General features: G+C 67.6%; 23 protein-coding genes and 1 pseudogene. 19 read left to right on the plus strand and 5 right to left on the minus strand.

All coding sequences use genetic code 11. The features are described from left to right. Positions 1 to 20 precede the first annotated feature (20 nt). The 9 genes from HWX08_RS15915 (at position 21) to ftsB (ending at position 11,065) form a co-directional block, all read left to right on the plus strand. Entirely contained in the window at positions 21 to 1,274 is a 1,254-nt protein-coding gene (locus HWX08_RS15915) for a lipoprotein-releasing ABC transporter permease subunit (RefSeq protein ID WP_069257064.1), read from the plus strand. Beyond that, positions 1,267 to 2,025 carry a lipoprotein-releasing ABC transporter ATP-binding protein LolD gene (gene lolD, locus HWX08_RS15920; RefSeq protein WP_084636025.1) on the plus strand — a complete coding sequence of 253 codons (759 nt, stop codon included), beginning with the start codon at positions 1,267 to 1,269 and terminating at the stop codon, positions 2,023 to 2,025. The genes HWX08_RS15915 and lolD overlap by 8 nt, the downstream gene beginning before the upstream one ends. 69 nt (positions 2,026 to 2,094) lie before the next feature. Further along, complete coding sequence (locus HWX08_RS15925) at positions 2,095 to 2,883, plus strand: TatD family hydrolase (protein WP_069257063.1); 789 nt, start codon at positions 2,095 to 2,097, stop codon at positions 2,881 to 2,883. Positions 2,884 to 2,940: 57 nt separating this feature from the next. Continuing rightward, positions 2,941 to 5,424, plus strand: coding sequence for a DNA internalization-related competence protein ComEC/Rec2 (locus HWX08_RS15930; protein WP_174921662.1), 2,484 nt, complete (start codon positions 2,941 to 2,943; stop codon positions 5,422 to 5,424). A 187-nt stretch (positions 5,425 to 5,611) separates the two neighbouring features. After that, complete coding sequence (locus tag HWX08_RS15935; protein WP_174921663.1) at positions 5,612 to 6,457, plus strand: alpha/beta fold hydrolase; 846 nt, start codon at positions 5,612 to 5,614, stop codon at positions 6,455 to 6,457. A 201-nt stretch (positions 6,458 to 6,658) separates the two neighbouring features. Then, positions 6,659 to 8,317, plus strand: a complete 1,659-nt coding sequence (locus HWX08_RS15940) for a CTP synthase (RefSeq protein WP_069257060.1) — start codon at positions 6,659 to 6,661, stop codon at positions 8,315 to 8,317. Next, on the plus strand, positions 8,314 to 9,168 hold the full coding sequence (kdsA, locus tag HWX08_RS15945) for a 3-deoxy-8-phosphooctulonate synthase (protein ID WP_174921664.1): 855 nt from the start codon (positions 8,314 to 8,316) through the stop codon (positions 9,166 to 9,168). The genes HWX08_RS15940 and kdsA overlap by 4 nt, the downstream gene beginning before the upstream one ends. A gap of 106 nt (positions 9,169 to 9,274) precedes the next feature. Next, complete coding sequence (eno, locus tag HWX08_RS15950) at positions 9,275 to 10,558, plus strand: phosphopyruvate hydratase (RefSeq protein ID WP_011352544.1); 1,284 nt, start codon at positions 9,275 to 9,277, stop codon at positions 10,556 to 10,558. An 81-nt stretch (positions 10,559 to 10,639) separates the two neighbouring features. Further along, complete coding sequence (gene ftsB / locus HWX08_RS15955; RefSeq protein WP_069257058.1) at positions 10,640 to 11,065, plus strand: cell division protein FtsB; 426 nt, start codon at positions 10,640 to 10,642, stop codon at positions 11,063 to 11,065. A gap of 89 nt (positions 11,066 to 11,154) precedes the next feature. Here ftsB and HWX08_RS15960 read toward each other — a convergent pair whose 3' ends face one another. From HWX08_RS15960 to HWX08_RS15970, 3 genes are all read right to left on the minus strand, one after another. Next, positions 11,155 to 11,529: a hypothetical protein gene (locus tag HWX08_RS15960; RefSeq protein ID WP_069257057.1), complete on the minus strand. Its 375-nt coding sequence runs from the start codon at positions 11,527 to 11,529 to the stop codon at positions 11,155 to 11,157. Positions 11,530 to 11,663: 134 nt separating this feature from the next. Continuing rightward, a complete protein-coding gene (gene hslO / locus HWX08_RS15965; protein WP_107309919.1) occupies positions 11,664 to 12,614 on the minus strand; it encodes an Hsp33 family molecular chaperone HslO in 951 nt (316 codons plus the stop codon). 25 nt (positions 12,615 to 12,639) lie between these two features. Then, positions 12,640 to 13,164, minus strand: coding sequence for a gamma carbonic anhydrase family protein (locus HWX08_RS15970; protein WP_069257055.1), 525 nt, complete (start codon positions 13,162 to 13,164; stop codon positions 12,640 to 12,642). Between the two features lie 156 nt (positions 13,165 to 13,320). Here HWX08_RS15970 and HWX08_RS15975 point away from each other — a divergent pair, with 156 nt between their 5' ends. The 10 genes from HWX08_RS15975 (at position 13,321) to HWX08_RS16020 (ending at position 22,394) form a co-directional block, all read left to right on the plus strand. After that, the gene (locus HWX08_RS15975; RefSeq protein WP_174921665.1) at positions 13,321 to 14,178 is read left to right on the plus strand and encodes a ferritin-like domain-containing protein; all 858 of its coding nucleotides are present in this window, start codon (positions 13,321 to 13,323) and stop codon (positions 14,176 to 14,178) included. Positions 14,179 to 14,356: 178 nt separating this feature from the next. Continuing rightward, positions 14,357 to 15,247, plus strand: a complete 891-nt coding sequence (locus HWX08_RS15980; protein ID WP_174921666.1) for an alpha/beta fold hydrolase — start codon at positions 14,357 to 14,359, stop codon at positions 15,245 to 15,247. 79 nt (positions 15,248 to 15,326) lie between these two features. Beyond that, positions 15,327 to 16,157, plus strand: a complete 831-nt coding sequence (locus HWX08_RS15985; protein ID WP_174921689.1) for a 3',5'-nucleoside bisphosphate phosphatase — start codon at positions 15,327 to 15,329, stop codon at positions 16,155 to 16,157. Positions 16,158 to 16,236: 79 nt separating this feature from the next. Then, entirely contained in the window at positions 16,237 to 16,869 is a 633-nt protein-coding gene (locus HWX08_RS15990; protein ID WP_034183578.1) for an L-threonylcarbamoyladenylate synthase, read from the plus strand. A 48-nt stretch (positions 16,870 to 16,917) separates the two neighbouring features. Next, positions 16,918 to 17,580: a site-2 protease family protein gene (locus tag HWX08_RS15995; RefSeq protein ID WP_069248339.1), complete on the plus strand. Its 663-nt coding sequence runs from the start codon at positions 16,918 to 16,920 to the stop codon at positions 17,578 to 17,580. 8 nt (positions 17,581 to 17,588) lie between these two features. Then, positions 17,589 to 18,791: a tryptophan--tRNA ligase gene (locus HWX08_RS16000; protein WP_011352534.1), complete on the plus strand. Its 1,203-nt coding sequence runs from the start codon at positions 17,589 to 17,591 to the stop codon at positions 18,789 to 18,791. Positions 18,792 to 18,799: 8 nt separating this feature from the next. Beyond that, on the plus strand, positions 18,800 to 19,402 hold the full coding sequence (locus HWX08_RS16005; protein WP_174921667.1) for a class I SAM-dependent methyltransferase: 603 nt from the start codon (positions 18,800 to 18,802) through the stop codon (positions 19,400 to 19,402). 48 nt (positions 19,403 to 19,450) lie between these two features. Further along, complete coding sequence (gene dapA, locus HWX08_RS16010) at positions 19,451 to 20,356, plus strand: 4-hydroxy-tetrahydrodipicolinate synthase (RefSeq protein WP_069257051.1); 906 nt, start codon at positions 19,451 to 19,453, stop codon at positions 20,354 to 20,356. A gap of 111 nt (positions 20,357 to 20,467) precedes the next feature. Then, the gene (gene bamC, locus HWX08_RS16015) at positions 20,468 to 21,613 is read left to right on the plus strand and encodes an outer membrane protein assembly factor BamC (RefSeq protein WP_069257050.1); all 1,146 of its coding nucleotides are present in this window, start codon (positions 20,468 to 20,470) and stop codon (positions 21,611 to 21,613) included. 4 nt (positions 21,614 to 21,617) lie between these two features. Continuing rightward, positions 21,618 to 22,394 carry an MBL fold metallo-hydrolase gene (locus tag HWX08_RS16020; RefSeq protein ID WP_069257049.1) on the plus strand — a complete coding sequence of 259 codons (777 nt, stop codon included), beginning with the start codon at positions 21,618 to 21,620 and terminating at the stop codon, positions 22,392 to 22,394. A gap of 306 nt (positions 22,395 to 22,700) precedes the next feature. Here the strand turns inward: HWX08_RS16020 and HWX08_RS34700 are convergent. Together HWX08_RS34700 and HWX08_RS16025 are read right to left on the minus strand one after the other, a co-directional pair. Continuing rightward, a pseudogene (locus HWX08_RS34700) lies at positions 22,701 to 22,947 on the minus strand (hypothetical protein). Between the two features lie 56 nt (positions 22,948 to 23,003). After that, a complete protein-coding gene (locus tag HWX08_RS16025; RefSeq protein ID WP_174921668.1) occupies positions 23,004 to 24,224 on the minus strand; it encodes a cupin domain-containing protein in 1,221 nt (406 codons plus the stop codon). Between the last annotated feature and the right edge of the window lie 31 nt (positions 24,225 to 24,255).

Raw genomic sequence — 24,255 nt, forward strand, 5'->3', positions numbered from 1 at the left:
AACCAGCAGAAAGGATTCGCTTGAAACTTCCGTACGAATGGCAGATCGGCTGGCGCTACACGCGCGCCGGCAAACGCACGACCGGTAACGGCTTCATTTCCTTCATCGCGCTTGTGTCGATGCTCGGGATCGCGCTCGGCGTCGCCGCGCTGATCGTCGTGCTGTCGGTGATGAACGGCTTCCAGAAGGAAGTGCGCGACCGCATGCTGTCGGTGCTCGCGCACGTCGAGGTGTTCTCGCCGACGGGTTCGATGCCCGACTGGCAACTGACCGCGCAGGAAGCGCGCCGCAATCCGTCGGTGATCGGCGCGGCGCCGTACGTCGACGCGCAGGCGCTGCTCACTCGCCAGGACGCGGTGAGCGGCGTGATGCTGCGCGGCGTCGAGCCGACGCTCGAGCCGCAGGTGTCCGACATCGGCAAGGACATGAAGGCCGGCCAGCTGGGCGCGCTGGTGCCGGGCCAGTTCGGCATCGTGCTCGGCGATGCGCTCGCCGGCAACCTCGGCGTGACGGTCGGCGACAAGGTCACGCTCGTTGCGCCGGAAGGGTCGATCACGCCGGCCGGCATGATGCCGCGGCTGAAACAGTTCACGGTCGTCGGCGTGTTCGAGTCGGGGCACTACGAATACGACAGCACGCTCGCGATGATCAACATCCGCGACGCCGAGGCGCTGTTCCGGATGACCGCGCCGACCGGTGTGCGGCTGCGGCTGAAGGACATGCAGAAGGCGCCGGAGGTGGCGGTCGAGCTGTCGCATACGCTGTCGGGCAGCCTGTACATCCGCGACTGGACCCAGCAGAACAAGACGTGGTTCTCGGCCGTGCAGATCGAAAAGCGGATGATGTTCATCATCCTCACGCTGATCATCGCGGTGGCCGCGTTCAACCTCGTGTCGTCGCTCGTGATGACGGTGACCAACAAGCAGGCCGACATCGCGATCCTGCGCACGCTCGGCGCGCAGCCGGGGTCGATCATGAAGATCTTCGTCGTGCAGGGCGTGACGATCGGCTTCGTCGGCACCGCGTCGGGCGTCGCGCTCGGCTGCCTGATCGCATGGAGCATCCCGTGGCTGATCCCGATGATCGAGCACCTGTTCGGCGTGCAGTTCCTGCCGCCGTCCGTGTACTTCATCAGCGAGCTGCCGTCCGAACTCGTCGCGAGCGACGTGATCCGGATCGGGCTGATCGCGTTCGCGCTGTCGGCCGTCGCGACGCTCTATCCGAGCTGGCGCGGCGCGAAGGTGAAGCCGGCGGAGGCGCTTCGCTATGAATGACCGCGCGACCGCATTCGCGGACTCACGACAACACAACAGACAGGATTCGGCAGGTATGCAGGAATACGTGCTTCAGGCGCGCGGGATCACGAAGGCGTTCGTGCAGGGCGGCTTCAACGTGCAGGTGCTCAACAACACCGAGCTGACGGTGCGGCGCGGCGAGAAGCTCGCGGTCGTCGGCGCGTCGGGTTCAGGCAAGAGCACGCTGCTGCACGTGCTCGGCGGACTCGACGAGCCGAGCGCGGGCGAGGTGTCGCTGCTCGGCAAGCCGTTCACACAACTCGCCGAGCGCGAGCGCAACGAATTGCGCAACCGCGCGCTCGGCTTCGTCTACCAGTTCCATCACCTGCTGCCCGAGTTCACCGCGCTCGACAACGTCGCGATGCCGCTGCGCATCCGCCGGATGACGACCGAGGACGCCCGCGAGCAGGCACAGGCGATGCTCGAGCGCGTCGGGCTCGGCCCGCGTGCGAAGCACCGGCCGGGCGAACTGTCGGGCGGTGAACGCCAGCGTGTCGCGATCGCGCGCGCGCTGGTCACGAAGCCCGCCTGCGTGCTCGCGGACGAGCCGACCGGCAACCTCGACGGCACGACGGCCGACACGGTGTTCAACCTGATGCTCGAGTTGTCCGAGACGCTCGAGACGAGTTTCGTGATCGTCACGCACGATCCCGATCTCGCCGCGCGCTGCGACCGCATCATGCGGCTGCGCGACGGCGTGCTGCACGAGGAGCCGGCGCTGCCGGTGTAAAAGGGAAGCGAACGCGCGGCCTGTTGCCGGCTTCGTGCCGGCACGGCGCCGGCGCGCAGGATTGCCGCCATGTGGATCGACACGCACTGCCATCTCGATGCCGCCGAGTTCGACGCGGACCGCGACGACGTCGCGCGCGCGGCGCGTGCGGCCGGCGTGTCGCGCATCGTGATCCCGAGCGTCGGGCGCGACAACTTCACGACGGTGCGCGAGCTCGCGCACCGCACGCCGGGCGCGGTCTATGCGCTCGGCATCCATCCGATGTTCACGCCGCGCGCACGCGACGAGGATCTCGACCTGCTGCGCATGGAGATCGAGGCGAGCGTCGACGATCCGCGCTTCGTCGCGATCGGCGAGATCGGCCTCGACTATTTCGTGCCGGGGCTCGACGAAGCGCGGCAGCAGTTCTTCTACCAGGGGCAGCTCAAGCTCGCGCGTGAATTCGATTTGCCCGTGCTGTGCCACGTGCGCAAGTCGCAGGATCGCGTGCTCGCGGGCCTGCGCCGCTTCGGCGTGCGGCGCGGCATCGCGCACGCGTTCAACGGCAGTTTTCAGCAGGCCGAAGCATATCTCGCGCAAGGGCTGCATCTCGGCTTCGGCGGCAACGTGACCTTTGCGCGCGCGCTGCAGATCCGCCGTCTTGCCACGGAGCTGCCGCTCGATGCGCTCGTCGTCGAGACGGATGCGCCCGACATCGCGCCCGAATGGGCATACAAAACCCGCAACACGCCGGACCAGGTGCCGCGCATCGGCGAGGTGCTCGCCGAACTGCGCGGGCTCGACGCCGACGCGGTGTCCCTATGCACTTCGGCTAACGCGCTCGCCGCGCTGCCGCGACTCGCCCTTTCATCCGCATAATCGTTGCCGGAAGGCGCCGCGTCTGAAATCGCGGCGCCGGGTCGACGAGGAGGGGCGATGCGCGTGTGGTGGATCGCGTTCGCGCTCGGCGTGGTCGTCCTGCAGCGGCAGGCGGCGTTGCCGGGCGCGATCGCGTGGACGATCGGTGCGGCCGTGCTCGCGAGCTGCGCGGTGCTGGGCGCGTGGTGCATGCGTCGACGCCGCACACGGGCGAGCGTCGTGCTCGGATGGCTGTTTTGCGCGGTCGCGGCCGGTGTCGTCGGATTCGGCTACGCGGCCGCGCGGGCCGAATGGCGGCTGGGCGACAGCCTGCCCGTCGAGTGGGAAGGGCGCGACATCGTCGTCACCGGCGTGATACGCGGGCTGCCCGTGGTCGACGAGACCGGCGCGCGGCTGCTGTTCGCGGTCGAGTCGAACGATGCCGCGCTGGCCCGTTTCCCGCCGTTGATCCGGCTGTCGTGGCGTGCGTATGGCGCAGCCGCGACACGCGATCCGCTTCCCGAGCTGCGCGCCGCGCAGCGCTGGCGTTTCGTCGTGCGCCTGAAGCGGCCGCATGCCGAGGCCAATCCCGGCGTGCGCGACAGCGAGGCGGCGTGGCTTGCCGCGGGCATTCGCGCGATCGGTTATGTCAGCGCGCCCCGGCGTGCGGTATTGCTCGATGCGCGCGCATCGGGATGGCGTGCGTCGATCGATCGCGTGCGCGACGCGCTGCGCGCGCGTATCGGCGAGGCGCTCGGCGGCGACGCCGGCCACCGCGGCATCGTCGCCGCGCTCGCGATCGGCGACCAGTCGGGCATCGGCGACGACGACTGGCGCGTGCTGCGCAGCACGGGCACGAGCCACCTGGTTGCGATTTCCGGTCTCCATGTCGGCCTCGTCGGCGCTATCGCGGGCGGGCTCGTGTCGATGGTGTGGCGCCGCGTGCGCTGGCGCGCCCGCGCCGCGTCGCTCGTGGTGCCGGCACCGTACGCGGCCGCGCTCGCCGCGCTGGCGGCCGCGGCCGGCTACGCGGCGCTCGCCGGCTTCAACGTGCCGGCGCAGCGCGCGTGGTGGATGATCGCGACCGGCGGCATCGCGTATCTGGCCGGGCGCAGCGTGCCGACCTCCGCGGTGCTGTGCGCGGCGCTCGGCGGCGTGCTGCTCGCCGATCCGTGGGCCGTGCTGTCGGCCGGGTTGTGGCTGTCGTTCGGGGCGGTCGCAGTGATCCTGCTGGCCGTCGCCGGCTGGCGCGCGGTGCGCGAGCCTGACGCGGAAAGCGGGGAGGGCGACGTCGAGGCAGGCTTGTCGAGCCGGTTGCGCGCGTGGGGCGCACGCGCCGGGCGCCGTCTCGCGGAAGCCACGCGTGTGCAGTATGCGGTGACGATCGGTCTCGCGCCGCTGACGGCCGCGTGGTTCGCGCAGATATCGCTGTCGGGCCCGTTCGGCAATGCGTTCGCGATTCCGTGGGTCAGCTCGGTCGTCACGCCTGTCGTGCTGGCCGGCATCGCGCTGCCCGCGCCGCTCGATGCGTATGCATTCCGGCTCGCGCATGCGGCGCTCGAACCGATGATGCGGTTGCTCGGACACCTCGCCGACTGGCCGGCCGGCGTGTTCTGGCTGCGCATGCCCGACTGGCCGGTGCTGGTGCTGGCTTGCGTCGGTGTCGCGTGGGCGCTGATGCCGCGCGGCTGGCCGTTGCGCTGGGCGGCACCGCTCACGTGGCTGCCGCTCGTCGCACCGGCCGCCGATGCGCCGCCGCCGGGCGGTTTCCGGCTGACCGTGCTCGACGTCGGGCAGGGCGCGTCGGTGCTGGTGGAGACCGCGCGGCGCACGTTGCTGTTCGACGCGGGACCGGGCGCGGAGTCGACCCATGCCGGCGCGCGGATCGTCGCACCGGCACTGCGTGCGCGCGGTATCGCGGCGATCGATTCGCTCGTGCTCAGTCACGCGGATGCCGATCACGCGGGCGGTGCACCGGCCGTCTATGCGGCAGCCGACGTGCGCCAGCTGCTGGCCGGCATTGGGCCGGACAGCCGGCTGTGGCGCGACGCGGCCGCCGCCGGCGTCGCCGACCGGCTGCCGTGCGCGGCCGGGCAGCGCTGGACCTGGGACGGCGTCGCGTTCACGATGCTGTGGCCGCGCGGGGGCCCGGGCGCGGGGACGTCGAACGGGCAGTCGTGCGTGCTGCGCATCGACGCGGGCGACACGTCGGCGCTGCTGACGGGCGACATCGAGGCGCGCGCCGAACGCCAGCTCGTGGCCGCCGCGCGCGATACGCTGGCCGCGCAGATCCTGGTGGTTCCGCACCACGGCAGCCGCACGTCGTCGGTCGAGCCTTTCCTCGATTCGGTCGGGCCGCGCGTCGCGGTATTTCCTGTAGGCTATCGCAATCGTTTCGGGCATCCGCACCGGTCGGTGCTCGCCCGTTACGAGGCACGCGGGATTCCGCTGCCGCGTACCGATCGCGACGGCGCCGTGCGGTTCGACGTCGCGCCGGCCGATGGCGGGTTTGCGTTCGAGCGTCATCGCGACGTTCGGCGACGCTACTGGATGGATCGGTGAGCGCGGCGCGGGGCGGCGTATCGGAAAAGAACACCCGGGGCTCATGCGCGATGGGCAAGCATGCGCCCGGCAGAGCGCGAACAGGGGCGCGGGGCATGTGCTGAAGCATTCGCCCGGTCGACTGCGAAGCATGGACGGGAGTCGGCGCCGAAGCACTCACTCCCGTCGACAAAGGAGACATCGGCGTTTGAAGGACATCATCCACTTCTCGCATGCGAACGGCTTTCCGGCGTCGACATACAGGACGATCTTCGCCGAACTGTCCGACGACTACGAGCTGCGCTACATCGAACGGATCGGCCACGACCGCCGCTACCCGGTGACGCGCGACTGGCCGCATCTCGTCGAGCAACTGCTCGACGACATCGGCAGCTGCTACGAGCGTCCCGTCTGGCTCGTCGGCCATTCGCTCGGCGGCTACCTGTCGCTGATGGCCGCGCTGAAGAAGCCGCAATGGGTGCGCGGCGTCGTGATGATCGATTCGCCGATCATCGCGGGATGGCGCGCCCGCGCATTGCGGGCGAGCCAGTGGGCGGGGCTCGACGAGCGGCTGTCGCCGGCCGCCGCGACGCGCAACCGGCGCACGCGCTGGGGCAGCCGCGACGAAGTCTGGCGGCATTTCCGCGAGAAGCCTGCATTCGCGCGCTGGGACGAACGGATGCTGGCCGACTACATCGACCACGGGATTCCGCAGGCCGGCGCCGACGGCGAGCGCTCGCTCGCGTTCGACCGGCAGGTCGAATACCTGATCTACCGGACGCTGCCGCACACGCTCGGCCCGCGGCTCGCGCACGGCGCGCCGGTGCCGCTCGGTTTTCTCGCCGGCACGCGTTCGCGCGAGGTGCGCCAGGTCGGGCTCGATGCGACGCGGCGCGCGGCGCGCGGCCGCATCGAATGGCTGGAAGGCAGCCATCTGTTCCCGATGGAGCGGCCGATCGAGACCGCCCGCGCATTGCAGCGGATGCTGAATTCGCTGAGGGCGGCGGAGGGCGATGCGTCGCAGGGCGGCGCGCCGCTCGCGAAGCGCGCCTGACGCACGGCTCGACGGCCGGGGCGAACCGCCGGCGCACGCGGTGGCACCGGCTGGCGGGCGGCTTCGGCCCGGCGCGCGCGGCTGGCGGGGCGGTGGCGCGGGTCGGTGCGGGTCGGCCCGAAAGGGCGCGATCATCACGCCAATTGCTGAGAAAAGGGCGGGCTTTACGGTATAATCCGTTTTTCCCGCGAGCATCCAGCGATGACCAAATATGTTTTCGTCACCGGCGGCGTAGTTTCTTCCCTCGGCAAGGGTATTGCCGCCGCCTCTCTCGCCGCGATCCTCGAATCGCGCGGTCTGAAAGTCACCCTCCTCAAACTCGATCCCTACATCAACGTCGACCCCGGCACGATGAGCCCGTTCCAGCACGGGGAAGTGTTCGTGACGGAAGACGGAGCGGAGACCGACCTCGACCTCGGCCACTATGAGCGCTTCATCAGCACGAAGATGCGCAAGGCCAACAACTTCACGACCGGCCAGATCTACGAATCGGTGATCCGCAAGGAACGCCGCGGCGACTATCTCGGCAAGACCGTGCAGGTCATCCCGCACATCACGAACGAAATCCAGGCGTTCATCGAGCGCGGGGCGGCATCGGCCACCTGCGGCGAGCCGGACGTCGCGATCGTCGAGATCGGCGGCACGGTCGGCGACATCGAGTCGCTGCCGTTCCTCGAAGCCGCGCGCCAGATGAGCCTGCGCCTCGGCCGCAACAGCGCGTGCTTCGTGCACCTGACGCTCGTGCCGTACGTCGCGACGGCCGGCGAGCTGAAGACGAAGCCGACCCAGCACAGCGTGCAGAAGCTGCGCGAGATCGGCATCCTGCCGCACGTGCTGCTGTGCCGTGCGGACCGCCGCATCCCCGACGACGAATCGAAGAAGATCTCGATGTTCTCGAACGTGCCGGAAGACGCCGTGATCTCGGTGTGGGACGCCGACAGCATCTACAAGATTCCGCAGATGCTGCACGACCAGGGCCTCGACCGGATCATCTGCGAGGAACTGAAGCTGTCGCCGAAGGACGCCGATCTGACCATGTGGTCGACGCTCGTCGAGAAGCTCGAGAACCCGAAGCACGAAGTGACGATCGGCATGGTCGGCAAGTACGTCGACCTGACCGAGTCGTACAAGTCGCTGATCGAGGCGCTGCGCCACGCATCGCTGCACACGTCGACCAAGGTCAACATCGAATACATCGACTCGGAAGAGATCGAGACGAACGGTGTCGACAGCCTCAAGCATCTCGACGCCGTGCTGGTGCCGGGCGGTTTCGGCCGTCGCGGCACGGAAGGCAAGATTGCGGCGATCCGCTATGCGCGCGAAGCCAAGGTGCCGTATCTCGGCATCTGCCTCGGCATGCAGCTCGCGGTGATCGAATTCGCGCGCGACGTCGTCGGTCTGAAGCAGGCGAACAGCACGGAGTTCGACCCGGACACGCCGGAACGCGTGGTGGCGCTGATCACCGAATGGTACGACCGCGACGGCAAGGTCGAGACGCGCACCGAGGAATCCGATCTCGGCGGCACGATGCGCCTGGGTTCGCAGCGCTGCCCGATCAAGCCGGGCACGATGGCGGAAGAGATCTATGGCAAGGACGTGAACGAGCGCCATCGCCACCGTTATGAAGTCAATAACCGCTTCGTGCCCCAGCTCGAAGCCGGCGGCCTTATCATCAGCGCCCGTACCCCGAGCGAGGATCTGCCGGAAATGATGGAGCTGCCGCGTTCGATGCACCCGTGGTTCGTCGGCGTCCAGTTCCACCCGGAATTCACGTCCACGCCGCGTGACGGTCATCCCCTCTTCAAGTCGTTCGTCGAAGCAGCGCTGGCCAACAAGCAGGCGCGCGGAGTGCAAGCATGAAGCTGTGCGATTTCGAGGTCGGTCTCGACAAGCCTTTCTTCCTGATCGCGGGTACCTGCGTCGTCGAATCGGAGCAGATGACGATCGACACGGCGGGCCGCCTGAAGGAGATCTGCGCGAAGCTGAACGTTCCGTTCATCTACAAGTCGTCCTACGACAAGGCGAACCGCAGCTCGGGCAAGTCGTTTCGCGGCCTCGGAATGGACGAGGGCCTGCGGATCCTGTCCGAAGTGAAGCGCCAGCTCGGCCTGCCGGTGCTGACCGACGTCCATTCGATCGACGAGATCGAGCAGGTCGCGTCGGTCGTCGACGTGCTGCAGACGCCGGCGTTCCTGTGCCGCCAGACCGACTTCATCCATGCGTGTGCGCGCTCGGGCAAGCCCGTCAACATCAAGAAGGGCCAGTTCCTCGCGCCGCACGACATGAAGAACGTGATCGACAAGGCGCGCGACGCGGCCCGTGAAGCGGGGCTGTCGGAAGACCGCTTCATGGCGTGCGAGCGCGGCGTCTCGTTCGGCTACAACAATCTCGTGTCGGACATGCGTTCGCTCGCGATCATGCGCGAGACGAACGCGCCGGTCGTGTTCGACGCAACCCACTCGGTGCAGTTGCCGGGCGGGCAGGGCACGAGCTCGGGCGGCCAGCGCGAATTCGTGCCGGTGCTCGCGCGTGCGGCGGTCGCGACGGGCGTCGCGGGCCTGTTCATGGAAACGCACCCGAATCCGGCCGAAGCGAAGTCGGACGGCCCGAACGCGGTGCCGCTGAACCGGATGGGTGCGTTGCTGGAGACCCTCGTCACGCTCGACCAGGCGGTGAAGCGCCATCCGTTCCTGGAAAACGATTTCAATTAAAGATCGAATGAACCTTGCGACGGCTTCGCGCGTCAGTAGCGAAAGCGGTTCGGGCACGCGCGCCGTCGCAGTTTGAAGAATCCATCGTCATTCTCAGAGGAAACCCATGAGTGCAATCGTAGATATCATCGGCCGCGAGATTCTGGATTCGCGCGGCAACCCCACCGTCGAATGCGACGTGCTGCTCGAATCGGGCACGATGGGCCGCGCGGCGGTCCCGTCGGGCGCGTCCACGGGCTCGCGTGAAGCGATCGAACTGCGCGACGGCGAAGCCGGCCGCTACAACGGCAAGGGCGTGCTGAAGGCAGTCGAGCACATCAACACCGAAATCTCCGAAGCCATCATGGGCCTCGACGCGTCGGAACAGGCGTTCCTCGACAAGACGCTGCTCGAGCTGGACGGTACCGACAACAAGTCGCGCCTCGGCGCGAACGCGATGCTGGCCGTGTCGATGGCCGTCGCGAAGGCAGCCGCCGAGGAAGCCGGCCTGCCGCTGTACCGCTACTTCGGCGGTTCGGGTGCCATGCAGCTGCCGGTGCCGATGATGAACATCGTCAACGGCGGCGCGCACGCGAACAACAGCCTCGACATCCAGGAATTCATGATCGTCCCGGTGAGCCAGCCGACGTTCCGTGAAGCCCTGCGTTGCGGCGCGGAAGTGTTTCACGCACTGAAGAAGATCCTGAGCGACCGCGGCATGAGCACGGCGGTCGGCGACGAAGGCGGCTTCGCGCCGAACTTCGGCAGCAACGACGAGTGCCTGTCGACGATCCTGCAGGCGATCGAGAAGGCTGGCTACCGTGCGGGCGAAGACGTGCTGCTCGCGCTCGACTGCGCGGCATCCGAGTTCTACCACGACGGCAAGTACCAGCTCGCGGGCGAAGGCCTGCAACTGTCGTCGGCCGAATTCACCGACTACCTCGCGACGCTCGCCGACAAGTTCCCGATCGTGTCGATCGAGGACGGCATGCACGAAAGCGACTGGGAAGGCTGGAAGCTGCTGACCGATCGCCTCGGCAAGAAGGTGCAGCTGGTCGGCGACGACCTGTTCGTCACGAACACGCGCATCCTGAAGGAAGGCATCGAGAAGGGCATCGCGAACTCGATCCTCATCAAGATCAACCAGATCGGTACGCTGACCGAAACGTTCGCGGCAATCGAAATGGCGAAGCGCGCAGGTTACACGGCCGTGATCTCGCACCGCTCGGGCGAAACGGAAGATTCGACGATCGCGGACATCGCGGTCGGCCTGAACGCCGGTCAGATCAAGACGGGTTCGCTGTCGCGCAGCGACCGCATCTCGAAGTACAACCAGTTGCTGCGCATCGAGGAAGATCTCGGCGACATCGCAAGCTACCCGGGTAAATCGGCTTTCTATAACCTGCGCTAACGCGCTAATATCGGGTTCGTCATATCGACGCCGCTCTGTGCACGTGCGCGGAGCGGCGCTTCTTATATCTGCGTCTCTTACATGCGGCTTGTCACTGTCGTCCTGATTGCCTTGCTGGCGCTCATTCAGTACCCCCTATGGTGGGGACACGGCGGCTGGCTGCGGGTGCATGAATTGCGTCAGCAGTTGGACGACCAGCTCCAGAAGAATGCGGACGAGAAGCTGCGAAACGAGCGCACGGCGGGCGAGGTGCAGGATCTGCAGAGCGGCACCGCGGCCATCGAGGAGCGCGCGCGCTACGAGATGGGCATGGTGAAGGACGGCGAAGTATTCGTGCAGTTCGTGTCGCCGAATGCACCGGCCGCGCCGCTGAACAACGTGCCGTCGAATACGTCGACGCGCGGCACCGTGTCTGCGGCGCCGGTGCGTGTCGTACCGAATCCGCAATCGATCGCCAAGCCGTCGCGGCATCACGGCGGTGACAAGGGCAAGGCCGCGCATCACTGAGCACGGCCGCTCGAATCCATTGAAAAAGCGCGGGAAATGCCGCGCTTTTTTATTTCCTGCCGGGAGTCAATCGCCCTGGCGACGCACGCTCACCACCACCATCCCGGGTAGCCGTAGCTGATCCCGGTGCCCCAGCGATTGCCCCATCCGCCGTAATACCCGCCGTAGACGGTCACGGGCGGCGGCGAGTAATAGGCCCACGCGCGTGCCGCGGCCTCGGCGGCCATCGCGCTGTTCTGCTCGCGCAGCACCTGCTGGTCGATCTCGTCATAGCGCTTGCGTTCGGCGCTCGACAGCGCGGGCGGCTGGCCGCCGGATGCGGCGGGTTCGGGCAAGCGGCTCAGGATCGTGGAAGTCGGCGGCGGCATCGCGCAGCCGGCCAGCGCGAGCGTGCCGGCGGCGACGCTCGTCAGCACGAGGGTGCGGAATGGTCGATGAAACGGTCGTTGAAGCGGACGATTCATGTGTTTCTCCTGCAGCACGCCGACGCCGGGAAGCGGCTGGCGCCGAAGTGCGGGACTTCGGCGCCGCAGCGGTGCGTGCGACGCTCATGCGTCATTATGCGCCCGTGCCCGCACGGCGGGCATCGGGCCGCGGCTCAGTGACGCTGGTCGGTTGCCGGCGCAATGCCAGTCTCGACGCCGGGTGCCGCGAACAGTTGCGCGACGTCGACCGGATCGAATTCGTAGCGCTGATTGCAGAACTCGCAATGGATCTCGACGTGGCCGCGCTCGACGATCACGCTGTCGACTTCCTCGCGGCCGAGCATGCGCAGCATCGCTCCGACCTTCTCGCGCGAGCACGAGCACTGGAAGCGCGTGCCGGCCGGTTCGAAGTGCTGCACGTTTTCCTGCCAGAAGAGCCGCCGGAACACGACTTCCGGTTCGACCTCGAGCAGTTCCTGCGCGGACAGCGTGCCGCCGAGCGTGCAGACGCGCTCCCACGTATCGGTATCGGTTTCGGCGTTGCGCGGCACGATGCCGCCGTCGCCCGGCAGCTTCTGCAGCAGCATGCCGACCGCGCGGTCGCGATTGGCCGCGAGCCACATCCGCGTGTCGAGCTGCTCCGAGTGATGCATGTAGTGCTCGAGCACCTGCGACACGGATTCGAGCGGGCCGTCGACGCCGTTCAGCGGCACGATGCCCTGGTACGGCTGCTGGCCCGGCAGCTTGTCGGCCGGGTCGAGCGTGATCACGCAACGGCCGTGACCGCTCGCATTGACGAGTGACGCGAAACTCGTGTCGTCGCCGATCGTCTGCGCGGCGTCGCCGGCGAACTTCGCGGTGGCCCGCATCGACAGATCCGAACCGCACTGGACGACCAGCATCTGGACCGGCCCGTCGCCGAAGATCTGCATGATCAGGGTGCCGTTGAATTTCAGGTTCGCGGACAGCAGCGCGCACGCGGCCATCATCTCGCCGAGCACCGTGCGCACGGGGGCCGGGTAGTCGCGGCGGGAGAGCACCTCCTGCCACGTATTGCGCAGCGAAACGATCTCGCCGCGCACGGGCGCCGCATTGAACATGAATTTCTGTAACTGGTCGCTCACTCTTCTTCCTTGAAATCCGTGCGAATCATCCGATCCGCACGAGTTGCTCCTTGAAATGCGCACGCCGCTCGACGTACGTCTTCGCGTTCGTGCGCAGTCGCGCAATGTCTTCCGCCGACAGCTCGCGCACGACTTTCGCCGGTGCGCCGAGAATCAGCGAGTTGTCCGGGAACGTCTTGCCTTCCGTCACGACCGCGCCCGCACCTACCAGACAGTTGCGGCCGATTACCGCACCATTCAAGACCACGGCCTGGATTCCGATCAGCGAACCTTCGCCGATCGTGCAGCCGTGCAGCATGGCCTGGTGCCCGATCGTCACGTTTTCGGCAATCGTCAGCGGAAAGCCGGGGTCGGTATGCAGAACCGCGCCTTCCTGGACGTTGCTGCCCACGCCGACGGTAATCGTCTCGTTGTCGCCGCGAATCGTCGCGCCGAACCACACGCTCGCGTTCTCTTCGAGCACGACCTTGCCGATGATGGCCGCCGTATCGGCGACGAATACGCTTTCGTGGATCGTCGGGGCCGTATCGCCCAGCTTGTAGATCGTCACGGAGTCTCCTTGTCTCTTCGATGAGGGGCGCCGGTAGAATGACGCGTCCGGTTTGCCCGGCGCATTCGTCTTGCGTATTGCGCCGCGGAACAAACGCCTATTGTAAACCGTCGCGTGCGTGCGCTCCCGCGATGCGCGCGAAGGGTGTCCCCGTTTATGAGCATGGAGTCTTCTTCTTTCGGCAATGCGCCCGCCTGCGTGCGCCGTGCCGCGCTTGCCGCGCTGCGCGACGCCGAACCCGCGGCCAAGGCCGCCCAGGTGCGTTCGCTTTACGACGCGCTGCTGGCCGGGCGGGCGGCGATCGCCCCGTCGCTCGAACTGGGCGAACCGGCCGATCTGCCCGGGCGCCCGGTGCGTCCGCCGCTCGTCGAGCCGCGCCAGCTCGAGCGGCGCAGCATGCGTTCGCCCGAAGGGCGCGCGGTGCTGCTGCACGCGCTCGCCCATATCGAATTCAATGCGATCAACCTCGCGCTCGACGCGGTCTGGCGCTTCGCGGGCCTGCCCGACGCGTTCTACGCCGACTGGCTGAAGGTCGCGGCCGAGGAGGCGTATCACTTCACGCTGCTGTCCGAGCGCCTGGCGGCCTTCGGGCATGCGTACGGCGATTTTCCCGCGCACAACGGCCTGTGGGAGATGTGCGAGCGGACAAGGGGCGACGTGCTGGCGCGCATGGCGCTCGTGCCGCGCACGCTCGAGGCCCGCGGGCTCGACGCATCGCCGCCGATTCGCGCGCGGCTTCTGCAGGCGGGCGACGATGCGTCGGCCGCGATCCTCGACGTGATCCTGCGCGACGAAATCGGCCATGTCGCGATCGGCAACCGCTGGTTCCGCCATCTGTGCGACGCAGCCGGCCGCGACCCGGTGCCGACCTACCGGCAGCTCGCCGAGCAATACCATGCGCCGCGGCTGCGCGGCCCGTTCAATTTCGATGCGCGCCGCGATGCGGGATTCGAGCAGGCCGAACTCGACGAACTGGCCGCGCAGGATGGCGCGGGCGGCAACGCGCCACGCTAGCCGGCTCGTGTCGGGCTGCGTTTCGCCGGTCGCCCGCCGTCGCGTGCACCCGGCCGGCGGCGCTTGCCGATGGCCCGTTGCACGCGGGCGCCGCTAGAGCGGCGCCTCGACTGCCGGACACCGGAAAGCACACGCCGTCGCTATAATCGAACGACCATTCTTTTTTCTGGCGGTTGCCATGAGTGTCTCGAGTTCTGTTTCCGACTTCGTCACGGTCCGTGGCGTTCAGCTGCATGTCCGGCGCTGGGGCCGGCCCGACGCGCCGACGCTGTTCATGCTGCACGGCTGGATGGACGTCGCGGCGTCGTTCCAGTTCGTCGTCGATGCGCTCGCGGGCGACTGGCAGGTGATCGCGCCCGATGCGCGAGGTTTCGGGCTGTCCGACTGGCCGGTCGCGCGGCAGGGCGGCGGCCACTACTGGTTCCACGAATACCTGGGCGACCTCGATGCGCTCGTCGACCACTATGCGCCGACCGGCGAAGTCAACCTGGTCGGGCACAGCATGGGCGCGAACGTCGTGTGCCTGTATGCCGGCGCGCGGCCGGAGCGCGTGCGGCGCGTGGTCGATCTGGAGGGCTTCGGGCTCGCGCCCGCGCGGGCCGAGCAGGCGCCGCGCCGGCTGCGCGGCTGGCTGGACGAGCTGCGCGAGCCGCCGGCGCTGCGCCCTTACGCGTCCCTCGACGACGTCGCGGCGCGCCTGACCAAGACCAATCCGCGGCTCGCGCCGCGCCGCGCCGCGTTTCTCGCCGAGCACTGGTCGAAGCGCGGCGACGACGGCCTCTACCATCTGCTGGCCGACCCCGCGCACAAGATGCCGGGCCCGCTGCTGTACCGGCTCGACGAGGTGATGGCGACCTGGGCGCAGGTGCGCGCGAAGGTGCTGCACGTGGAGGCCGTCAATTCGCCGACGCTGGCGCACATCGCCGGCGACATCCCGCTTCCCGAATTCAAGGCGCGTTTCAACGCGTTCCCCGACTGGCGCGAGAAGCTCGTCGAGGATGCCGGCCACATGGTGCACCACGACCAGCCCGAGCAGATCGCGGCGCTGATCGAGGCGTTCTGCGCGTAAGCGCGGCGGCAGCGGCGGGGCAGGCGGGCGGCGCATTGCCGCGTTGCAGTAGAATGAAGGCTTACCTGCCATGCCGACAATGAACGCCGATCTCCACTGCCATTCCAATGTTTCCGACGGGTTGCTGTCGCCTGTCGACGTCGCGCGCCGCGCCCATGCCGGCGGCGTGACCCTGTGGGCGCTGACCGACCACGACGAGATCGGCGGCCAGGCGGCGGCACGCAGCGAGGCGCAGGCACTCGGCATGCGCTACCTGAGCGGCGTCGAGATTTCGGTCACGTGGGCGTCGCGAACGGTGCACATCGTCGGTCTGAACGTCGACCCGGCCAACCCGGTGCTCGTCGACGGCCTGCACCGCACGCGCCACGGTCGCGCGGCGCGCGCGGTGGCGATCGGCGAACAGCTCGCGACGCTCGGCATTCCCGGTGCGTACGACGGCGCGTTGAAATACGTGTCGAATCCCGACCTGATCTCCCGCACGCATTTCGCCCGCTTTCTCGTCGAGAACGGCCACGCCGAATCGACCTCCGACGTGTTCGATCGCCTGCTCGGCGATGGCAAGCCGGGCTTCGTCCCGCATCGCTGGGCGTCGCTGTCCGATGCCGTCGCATGGATCCGGGCGGCCGGCGGCGAAGCCGTGGTCGCGCATCCGGGCCGTTATCGCTATACGCCCGTCGAATTCGACGCGTTCTTCGCCGAGTTCATCGATCTGGGCGGCCGCGCGATCGAGGTCGTTACGGGCAGCCATACGCCCGACCAGTACCGCGAATACGCGGACGTCGCACGCCGCTTCGGCTTCGAAGCGTCGCGCGGCTCGGATTTCCATGCGCCGGGCGAGGGCCGTGTCGATCTCGGCAGCCTGCCGCCGTTGCCGCCCGACCTGACACCGGTCTGGGAGCGCTGGCTCTGACGCCGGGCGGCGGCCGGCCGCCTGCTGCCCGCGTTGCCGCCGGCACGCGCATCCGACTTTTCCCCCTTTACGTACCCCCATGTCCCAGTTCTTCAGGATTCATCCGGATAATCCGCAGCCGCGCCTGATCAAGCAGGCCGTGGAGATCGTCAGCAAGGGCGGCGTGATCGCGATGCCGACCGATTCGAGCTATGCGCTCGCGTGCCATCTCGACGACAAGGATGCGGTCGAGCGCGTGCGCCGGATCCGCGGCCTCGACGAGAAGCAGCACCTGTCGCTGCTCGTGCGCGACCTGTCGGAACTCGCCAACTTCGCGATGGTCGACAACCGCCAGTACCGGCAGATCAAGTCGGTGACGCCCGGCCCGTACGTCTTCATCCTGCAGGCGACGAAGGAAGTGCCGCGCCGGCTGTCGCACCCGTCGCGCAAGACGATCGGGTTGCGCGTGCCCGATCACGCGATCACGCTCGCGTTGCTCGAATCGCTCGGCCAGCCGCTGCTCGGCACGACGCTGATCCTGCCGCCGGACGACGAGCCGCTCAACGACCCCGAGGACATCCGCGCGCGGCTCGAGAAGCAGGTCGACCTCGTGATCGACGGCGGCGCGTGCCCGCGCGAGCCGTCGACGGTGATCGACCTGACCGGCGACGCGCCCGAACTCGTGCGCGCGGGGCGCGGTGCGCTCGAACCGTTCGGACTCTCGGCGGCGTAAGCGCGCCGTTCCATTTTTGCGCGAGTGCGCTTGTTACAATAACGCGATATGGATGCTTCCCTGATACAGACCATCGCCGTCTACGCGCTGCCCGTGATCTTCGCGATCACGCTGCACGAGGCCGCCCACGGCTACGCCGCCCGCCTGCTCGGCGACAACACCGCCTACATGATGGGCCGCGTGTCGTTCAACCCGATGCGCCACATCGATCCGCTCGGCACGATCGCGATCCCGCTCGCGATGTATTTCCTGACGGGCGGCGCATTCCTGTTCGGCTATGCGAAGCCGGTGCCGGTGTCGTTCGGCAATCTGCGCGATCCGCGCTGGGGCAGCCTGTGGGTATCGCTCGCGGGCCCGGCCTGCAACTTCGTGCAGGCGCTGATCTGGGGTGTGCTGACGCTGGTGCTGCCCGCGGTCGGCGTCGACGAGCCGTTCTTCACGCGGATGGCGTTTGCCGGCGTCAGCGCGAACCTCGTGCTCGGCGTACTGAACCTGTTTCCGCTGCCGCCGCTCGACGGCGGCCGCATCCTGGCGGCGCTGCTGCCGACGAAGCAATCGATCGCGCTGTCGCGCATCGAGCCGTACGGTTTCATCATCGTCCTCGTGCTGGTCGCGACGGGCGTGCTGACGAACTTCTGGCTGCGCCCGCTCGTCAATGTCGGCTACGCCGTCCTGAGCGCCATCCTGTCCCCATTCGCCTCGCTTCTCTAACGACAATCATGTTCCCTGAACGTATTTTCTCCGGCATGCGACCCACCGGGTCGCTGCACCTCGGCCACTACCACGGCGTGCTGAAAAACTGGGTGAAGCTGCAGTCCGAGTACCCGTGCTTCTTCTGCGTCGTCGACTGGCATGCGCTGACGACGCACTACGAGACGCCCGAGGTGATCGAGAAGAACGTGTGGGACGTGCTGATCGACTGGCTCGCATCCGGCATCGATCCGGCGCAGGCCACGCTGTTCATCCAGAGCAAGGTGCCCGAGCACGCCGAGCTCGCGCTGCTGCTCGGCATGAGCACGCCGCTCGGCTGGCTCGAACGCGTGCCGACCTACAAGGAGCAGATGGAGAAGCTGAAGGACAAGGATCTGTCGACCTACGGCTTCCTCGGCTACCCGGTGCTGATGGCCGCCGACATCCTGCTGTATCGCGGCTCTCTCGTGCCGGTCGGTGAAGACCAGGTGCCGCACGTCGAGATGACGCGTGAAATCGCGCGCCGCTTCAACTACCTGTACGGCCGCGAGCCGGGCTTCGAGGAGAAGGCGCTCGACGCCGCGAAGAAGCTCGGCGGCAAGCGCGCGAAGCTCTATCACGAGCTGCGCAACGCGTATCAGCAGGAGGGCGACGACGAGGCGCTCGAACAGGCGCGCGCGATGCTGCAGGAATCGCAGAGCCTGTCGATGAGCGACCGCGAGCGCCTGTTCGGCTATCTCGAAGGCGCGCGCAAGATCATCCTGGTCGAGCCGCAGGCGCTGCTGACCGAAGCATCGCGGATGCCGGGCCTCGACGGGCAGAAGATGTCCAAGTCGTACGGCAACACGATCGGCCTGCGCGAAGACGCAGAGACGATCACGAAGAAGGTCCGCACGATGCCGACCGATCCGGCGCGCGTGCGCCGCACCGATCCGGGCGACCCCGACAAGTGCCCGGTGTGGCAGCTTCACCAGGTCTATACGGACGAAGCGACGCACGACTGGGTGCAGAAGGGCTGCCGCTCGGCGGGCATCGGCTGCCTCGACTGCAAGCAGCCGGTCGTCGAAGGCATCCTGCGCGAACAGCAGCCGATGCTCGAGCGCGCGCAGAAGTACATGGACGATCCGTCGCTGCTGCGCGCGATCGTCGCGGACGGCTGCGACAAGGCGCGTAAGTACGCGACCGAAACGATGCGCGACGTGCGCGACGCGATGGGCCTGTCGTACAACTGAGCGACCGCATGCGCGCATCCGTCATTGCCGCCGCGGGCGGCCACGTCGCCCAGGCCGAGCCGTCCCGCTGGGTCGCGCAATGGTCGCGGCTCGTGCCGGCCGGCGGCGCGGTGCTGGACGTCGCCGCGGGCGGCGGTCGCCATGCGCGCTGGTTTGCGTCGCACGGGCATCCGGTCGTCGCGCTCGACCGCGATCCGGCCGCGCTGGCCGCATTGCGCGCGATCGCCGGTGTCGACGCGCGCGACGCCGATCTCGAAGGCGCCCCGTGGCCGTTGCCGGTCGGCGAGCGGTTTTCGGCGGTGATCGTCACGCATTACCTGCATCGCCCGCTCTGGCCCCATCTGCTCGATGCGGTGGCGCCGGGTGGCGTGCTCATCTACGAAACTTTCGCGCAAGGAAACGAAACGGTCGGGAAACCGTCCAACCCCGCGTTCCTGCTCGCCCCGGGCGAGCTGCTGGACGCCGTGCACGGCCGCCTGCGGGTGGTCGCCTACGAAGACGGGTTCGTCGCCGCGCCGCGCGAGGCGTTCGTCCAGCGTCTCTGCGCGGTGCGCGAGGGCGCGACCCCGAAGGCGGGGGCGGGAATTCCACGTTACGAACTGCCCGGCTAATCCGCTACAATCTCAACGTTTACCGGTACACAATCTCAATCGCGTTTCATGGCTAACGGCACCCAAGACGGCATTCAATTCCGCGGCAGCATCCCCGCGATCGTCACCCCGATGCTCGAAGACGGCAGTCTCGACCTGCCGGCGTTTCGCAAACTGATCGACTGGCATATCGCGGAAGGCACCGATGCGCTCGTCGTCGTCGGTACGAGCGGCGAATCGGCAACGCTCAACGTCGAAGAGCACATCCTGATGATCCGCACGGCGGTCGAGCATGCGGCGAAACGCATTCCGATCATCGCGGGCGCGGGCGGCAACTCGACCGCCGAGGCGATCGAGCTGACGAAGCACGCTAAGGCCGTCGGCGCGGACGCGACGCTGCAGGTCGTGCCGTACTACAACAAGCCGACCCAGGAAGGCATGTACCGTCACTTCAAGACGATCGCCGAAGCGGTCGACCTGCCGGTGATCCTGTACAACGTGCCGGGCCGCACGGTCGCGGACATGGCGAACGAAACGACGCTGCGTCTCGCGCAGGTGCCGGGCATCGTCGGCGTGAAGGAAGCGACCGGCAACATCGATCGCGCCGCCCAACTGATCAAGGCCGCGCCGAAGCATTTCGCGATCTACAGCGGCGACGATCCGACCGCGATCGCGCTGATGCTGCTCGGCGGCCACGGCAACATCTCGGTGACGGCGAACGTCGCCCCGCGTGCGATGAGCGACCTGTGCCGCGCGGCGCTGGCCGGCGATGTGCAAACGGCCCGCGCGCTGCACATGAAGCTGCTGTCGCTGCACAAGAACCTGTTCATCGAAGCGAACCCGATTCCGGTGAAGTGGGCGCTGCAGGCGATGGGCAAGATGCAGGGCGGCATCCGGCTGCCGCTCACGGCGCTCGACGAGCGCTGCCATGATGCCGTGCGTTCGGCGCTCGTCGAGGCCGGCGTTCTCGCCTGATGCCGAGGCGGCCGCGTCCTGCGGCCGCCGGCTCGAACCCTGATCAACCCGCACCGGCCGGCTCCGTCCGGCGCCGCTCCTGACGAGCGTTCTAGCAAGACGAAGGATTTCATGAAACGTTTCGCCATTTCCTCTCGCGCCATCCAGATGTCGGTGGTGGCGCTGGCGCTGGGCGCGCTCGCCGGCTGCGATACGCTGAACGACTACCTGGCCCCTGACCGGGTCAACTACAAGAACACCGGCTCGGCGCCGCCGCTCGCGGTGCCGAGCGACCTGAAGCCCGTGCCGACGACGCAGCAGTTCGTCGCGCCGCCGAGCAACGCCGGGCTCGGCACGCTGCCGCCGCGGGTCACGACGCAGGCCGGCAACGCGACCGACGGCATCCCGAGCGCGCAGGATCCGCTCGGCATGCACATCGAGCGCGACGGCGACCGCCGCTGGCTCGTCGTCGACGGCCGGACGCCCGAGCAGCTGTGGCCGATCCTGAAGGAGTTCTGGCAGGAGAACGGCTTCTCGCTGAAGACCGATGCGCCGTCGACGGGCATCATGGCGACCGACTGGGCCGAAAACCGCGCGAACATTCCGGACGACTGGTTCCGCCGCACGATCGGCAAGGTCATCGATTTCGCGTACTCGTCGGGCACGCGCGACCGCTTCCGTACGCTCGTGAACCGCACGTCGGACGGCAACACCGACATCTCGATCACGCACAGCGCGATGGAGGAAATGATGGTCGGCCCGCAGGGCGGCACGTCGTCGCGCTGGGAAGAGCGTCCGCGCAATCCGGTGCTCGAAGCCGTGTTCCTGTCGAAGCTGATGCAGAAGTTCGGCCTGACCGACGCGCAGGCGAAGCAGCTGCTGACCGATGCGCGTCCCGCGACGGCGCCGGCGCAGGTCAGCGACACGAGCAGCGGCGGGGCGACGCTCCAGCTGGCCGAGTCGTTCGACCGCGCATGGCTGCGCGTGGGCCTCGCGCTCGACCGCACCAACTTCACGGTCGACAATCGCGACCGCGAGAAGGGCATGTACACCGTGCGCTATGCGAACACGATGGAAGAGCTCAAGCGTGACGGCCTGTTCGGCAAGCTGTTCTACGGCGGCCCGTCGGCTGCGAAGCCGGGCAAGGAATTCCTGGTCAACGTGCGCGCGCAGGGCAACGGCGGCACGCAGGTCGCGGTGGTCGGCGCGAACGGCCAGGTCGACAACTCGTCGGACGCGCAGCGCATCATTTCGCTGCTCCACGCGCAACTGAACTGAGCGCGTGCGATACGCCAGCCTCGGAAGCGGCAGCGAAGGCAACGCGCTGGTCGTCGAGGCCTCGAGCGGCACGACGACCACCCGCGTGCTGCTCGACTGCGGCTTTTCCGCCAAGGAGGTCGAGCGCCGGCTCGGCCGACTGAATCTCTGCATCGGCGATCTCGATGCGATCCTCGTCACTCACGAACACAGCGACCACGTCGGCAGTGCGCTGACGCTCGCCCGCCGCGCGTCGCTGCCGCTCTACATGAGCTGGGGTACCGCGCGCGCGGTCGGCGCGGACGAGGCCGACGTCGATCTCCACGTGCTGTGGGGCGACGAGACGGTCGCGATACGCGATCTGGCCGTCATGCCCTATACGGTGCCGCACGATGCGCGCGAACCGCTTCAGTTCGTCTTTATGGACGGCGCCAGCCGGCTCGGCGTGCTGACGGACGTCGGAATGGCCACGCCGCACATCACGGCCGTCCTGAGCGGCTGTGACGCGCTGGTGCTCGAATCCAACCACGATACCGCGATGCTGGCCGGGAGCCGCTATCCGCAGTCGCTGAAGGCGCGCATCGGCGGCAACCACGGCCACCTGAGCAACGACGCGGCGGCGGACATCCTCGCGTCGCTCGAACGCAGCCGGCTCCGGCACCTCGTCGCCGCGCACCTGAGCCAGCAGAACAACCTGCCGGAACTGGTCCGCCAGGCGCTTGGCGGCGTGCTGGGGACGAACGGGGAGGACGTGATCGTCGCCACGCAGGACGCGGGCTTCGACTGGCTGGCGCTCGGATGAGCGGGGCCGGGCCGCGGCGGCGGCCCCGTGTGCCTGCCGGGTGGCGGGCGCGGAAGCGACAGGCGTAAAAAAACCGGCCCTCGGGCCGGTTTTTTTTCAGCTGACGCTGAGGCTTACTGGCTTGCGCCCGAAGCCGGAGCAGCCGTCGCTGCCGAAGCAGCCGACGCCACTGCAGCAGCAGCGTCGCTCGCAGCAGCCGTTGCCGACGAAGCAGCAGCCGAAGCGTCGCTCGCAGCACCAGCAACTGCCGAAGCAGCCGACGAAGCAGCAGCAGCCGCGTCGCTTGCAGCCGACGAAGCAGCTTGATCAGCGCTCTTGTTGCAAGCAGCCAGTGCAACAGCAGCCAACAGGGAAGCTACGAGGAGGGATTTCTTCATGATCACGTCCTTTTATGGTTAAAGGTAAGCAACAGCGCGAAACAATACCGGTAATGTGCTCCAACACCGACCTGGGCCGCTGGTGGAGATGCACTTCTTAGAGCGTGAATCTTCCCTACGGCTTGGGCGGAAATTATATGCACTTTCCTATCGACCGTCGACAAATGCGGGGTCAATACGTTGTCTTTCCCATACAGAATTTGATCCGTACGGGCATACGGGGCGACTCACACTAATTCCGGTTTCCGACCCGTATCCAGCCCGCACAATACCACTCGTGCAACAAGGCTGTCATCGAGGGAACCCGGGATAGTGTTACAAACCGTTTCGCCTCCATCTGGCGTTGATTGGCCAGTTCGGGCAGCCATTCGCCGGCCTGCTCGAGCGGTCCTTCTTCGCCATTAATGAAGTACGATCGCGCGTTATACATCAATGCGGCCCTTCTGTCGAGACACACGCCACGGCGCGACGCTTGCGTGACGAACGCGGCCTCGGACAGCGGGCGCGCCGGCGGGTCGAAAACGACGTTCGACTTCGGCTCGCTCAGGTAGCAGCCGAGGAACTCGGTGACCTCCCGCTTGCGCCAGCGGATCGCGTCGACGATCTCGGCAACGCGCTCGACCATCGCCGGAGGCAGTTGCGCGGGGGTATCGACGGCCGGCTGCTTCGGGTCGCGGTAGAGGTCGTCGCCGCCCCCGTCGCGCAGGCCGCCGCGCTCCGCGAGATAGTACAGGAACTGGGCGCCCAGCTCGCCGGCGGACGGGGCCCGGAAGCCGATCGAGCAGGTCATGCATTCGCCTTCGGCAACGCCGTCGTGCGCAATGTGCGGCGGCAGGTACAGCATGTCGCCGGGCTCCAGCACCCATTCTTCGCTCGGCTCGAAGTGCTCGAGGATCTTCAGCGGCACGTCCGGCTGAAGCGACAGATCCTTCTGCGCACCGATGCGCCAGCGGCGCCGGCCTTCGACCTGCAGCAGGAATACGTCATACGAATCGAAATGCGGGCCGACGCCGCCGCCGTCCGTCGCATACGAGATCATCAGGTCGTCCAGGCGCGCATCCGGGATGAAGCGGAAGCGGTCGAGCAGCGCGCGCGCCGCGTCGACGTGCAGGTCGAGGCCCTGCACGAGCAGGGTCCAGGACTTGCGCGTGACGGCCGGCAGCGAGCCGGGTTCGAACGGGCCGTGGGCCAGTTGCCACTTGTTACGAAAATGGGTGATGAGTCGCGATTCGGCGTCATAGTCCGCCGCGAGCTCGAACAGTGCGTCGCGCGAGACCGGCGACGCGATGCCGGGAATGGCCTGGCGGATCAGCAACGGCTTCTTCTGCCAGTAGCCGCGCATGAATTGCGCCGGTGTAAGACCGCCGAGCAGCGGTGTGGGAAGATCGGAAGGCGGCGCGCCGAGCGGGGCGGCAGCGACGTCCCGCGGTTCGGCTTGAGACCGGTTGCGCATCGTATAATGAGATTTGTATTTGGGAGAATTG

The organism is Burkholderia metallica (assembly GCF_902832845.1).
In the GTDB taxonomy this organism is placed as follows: domain Bacteria; phylum Pseudomonadota; class Gammaproteobacteria; order Burkholderiales; family Burkholderiaceae; genus Burkholderia; species Burkholderia metallica.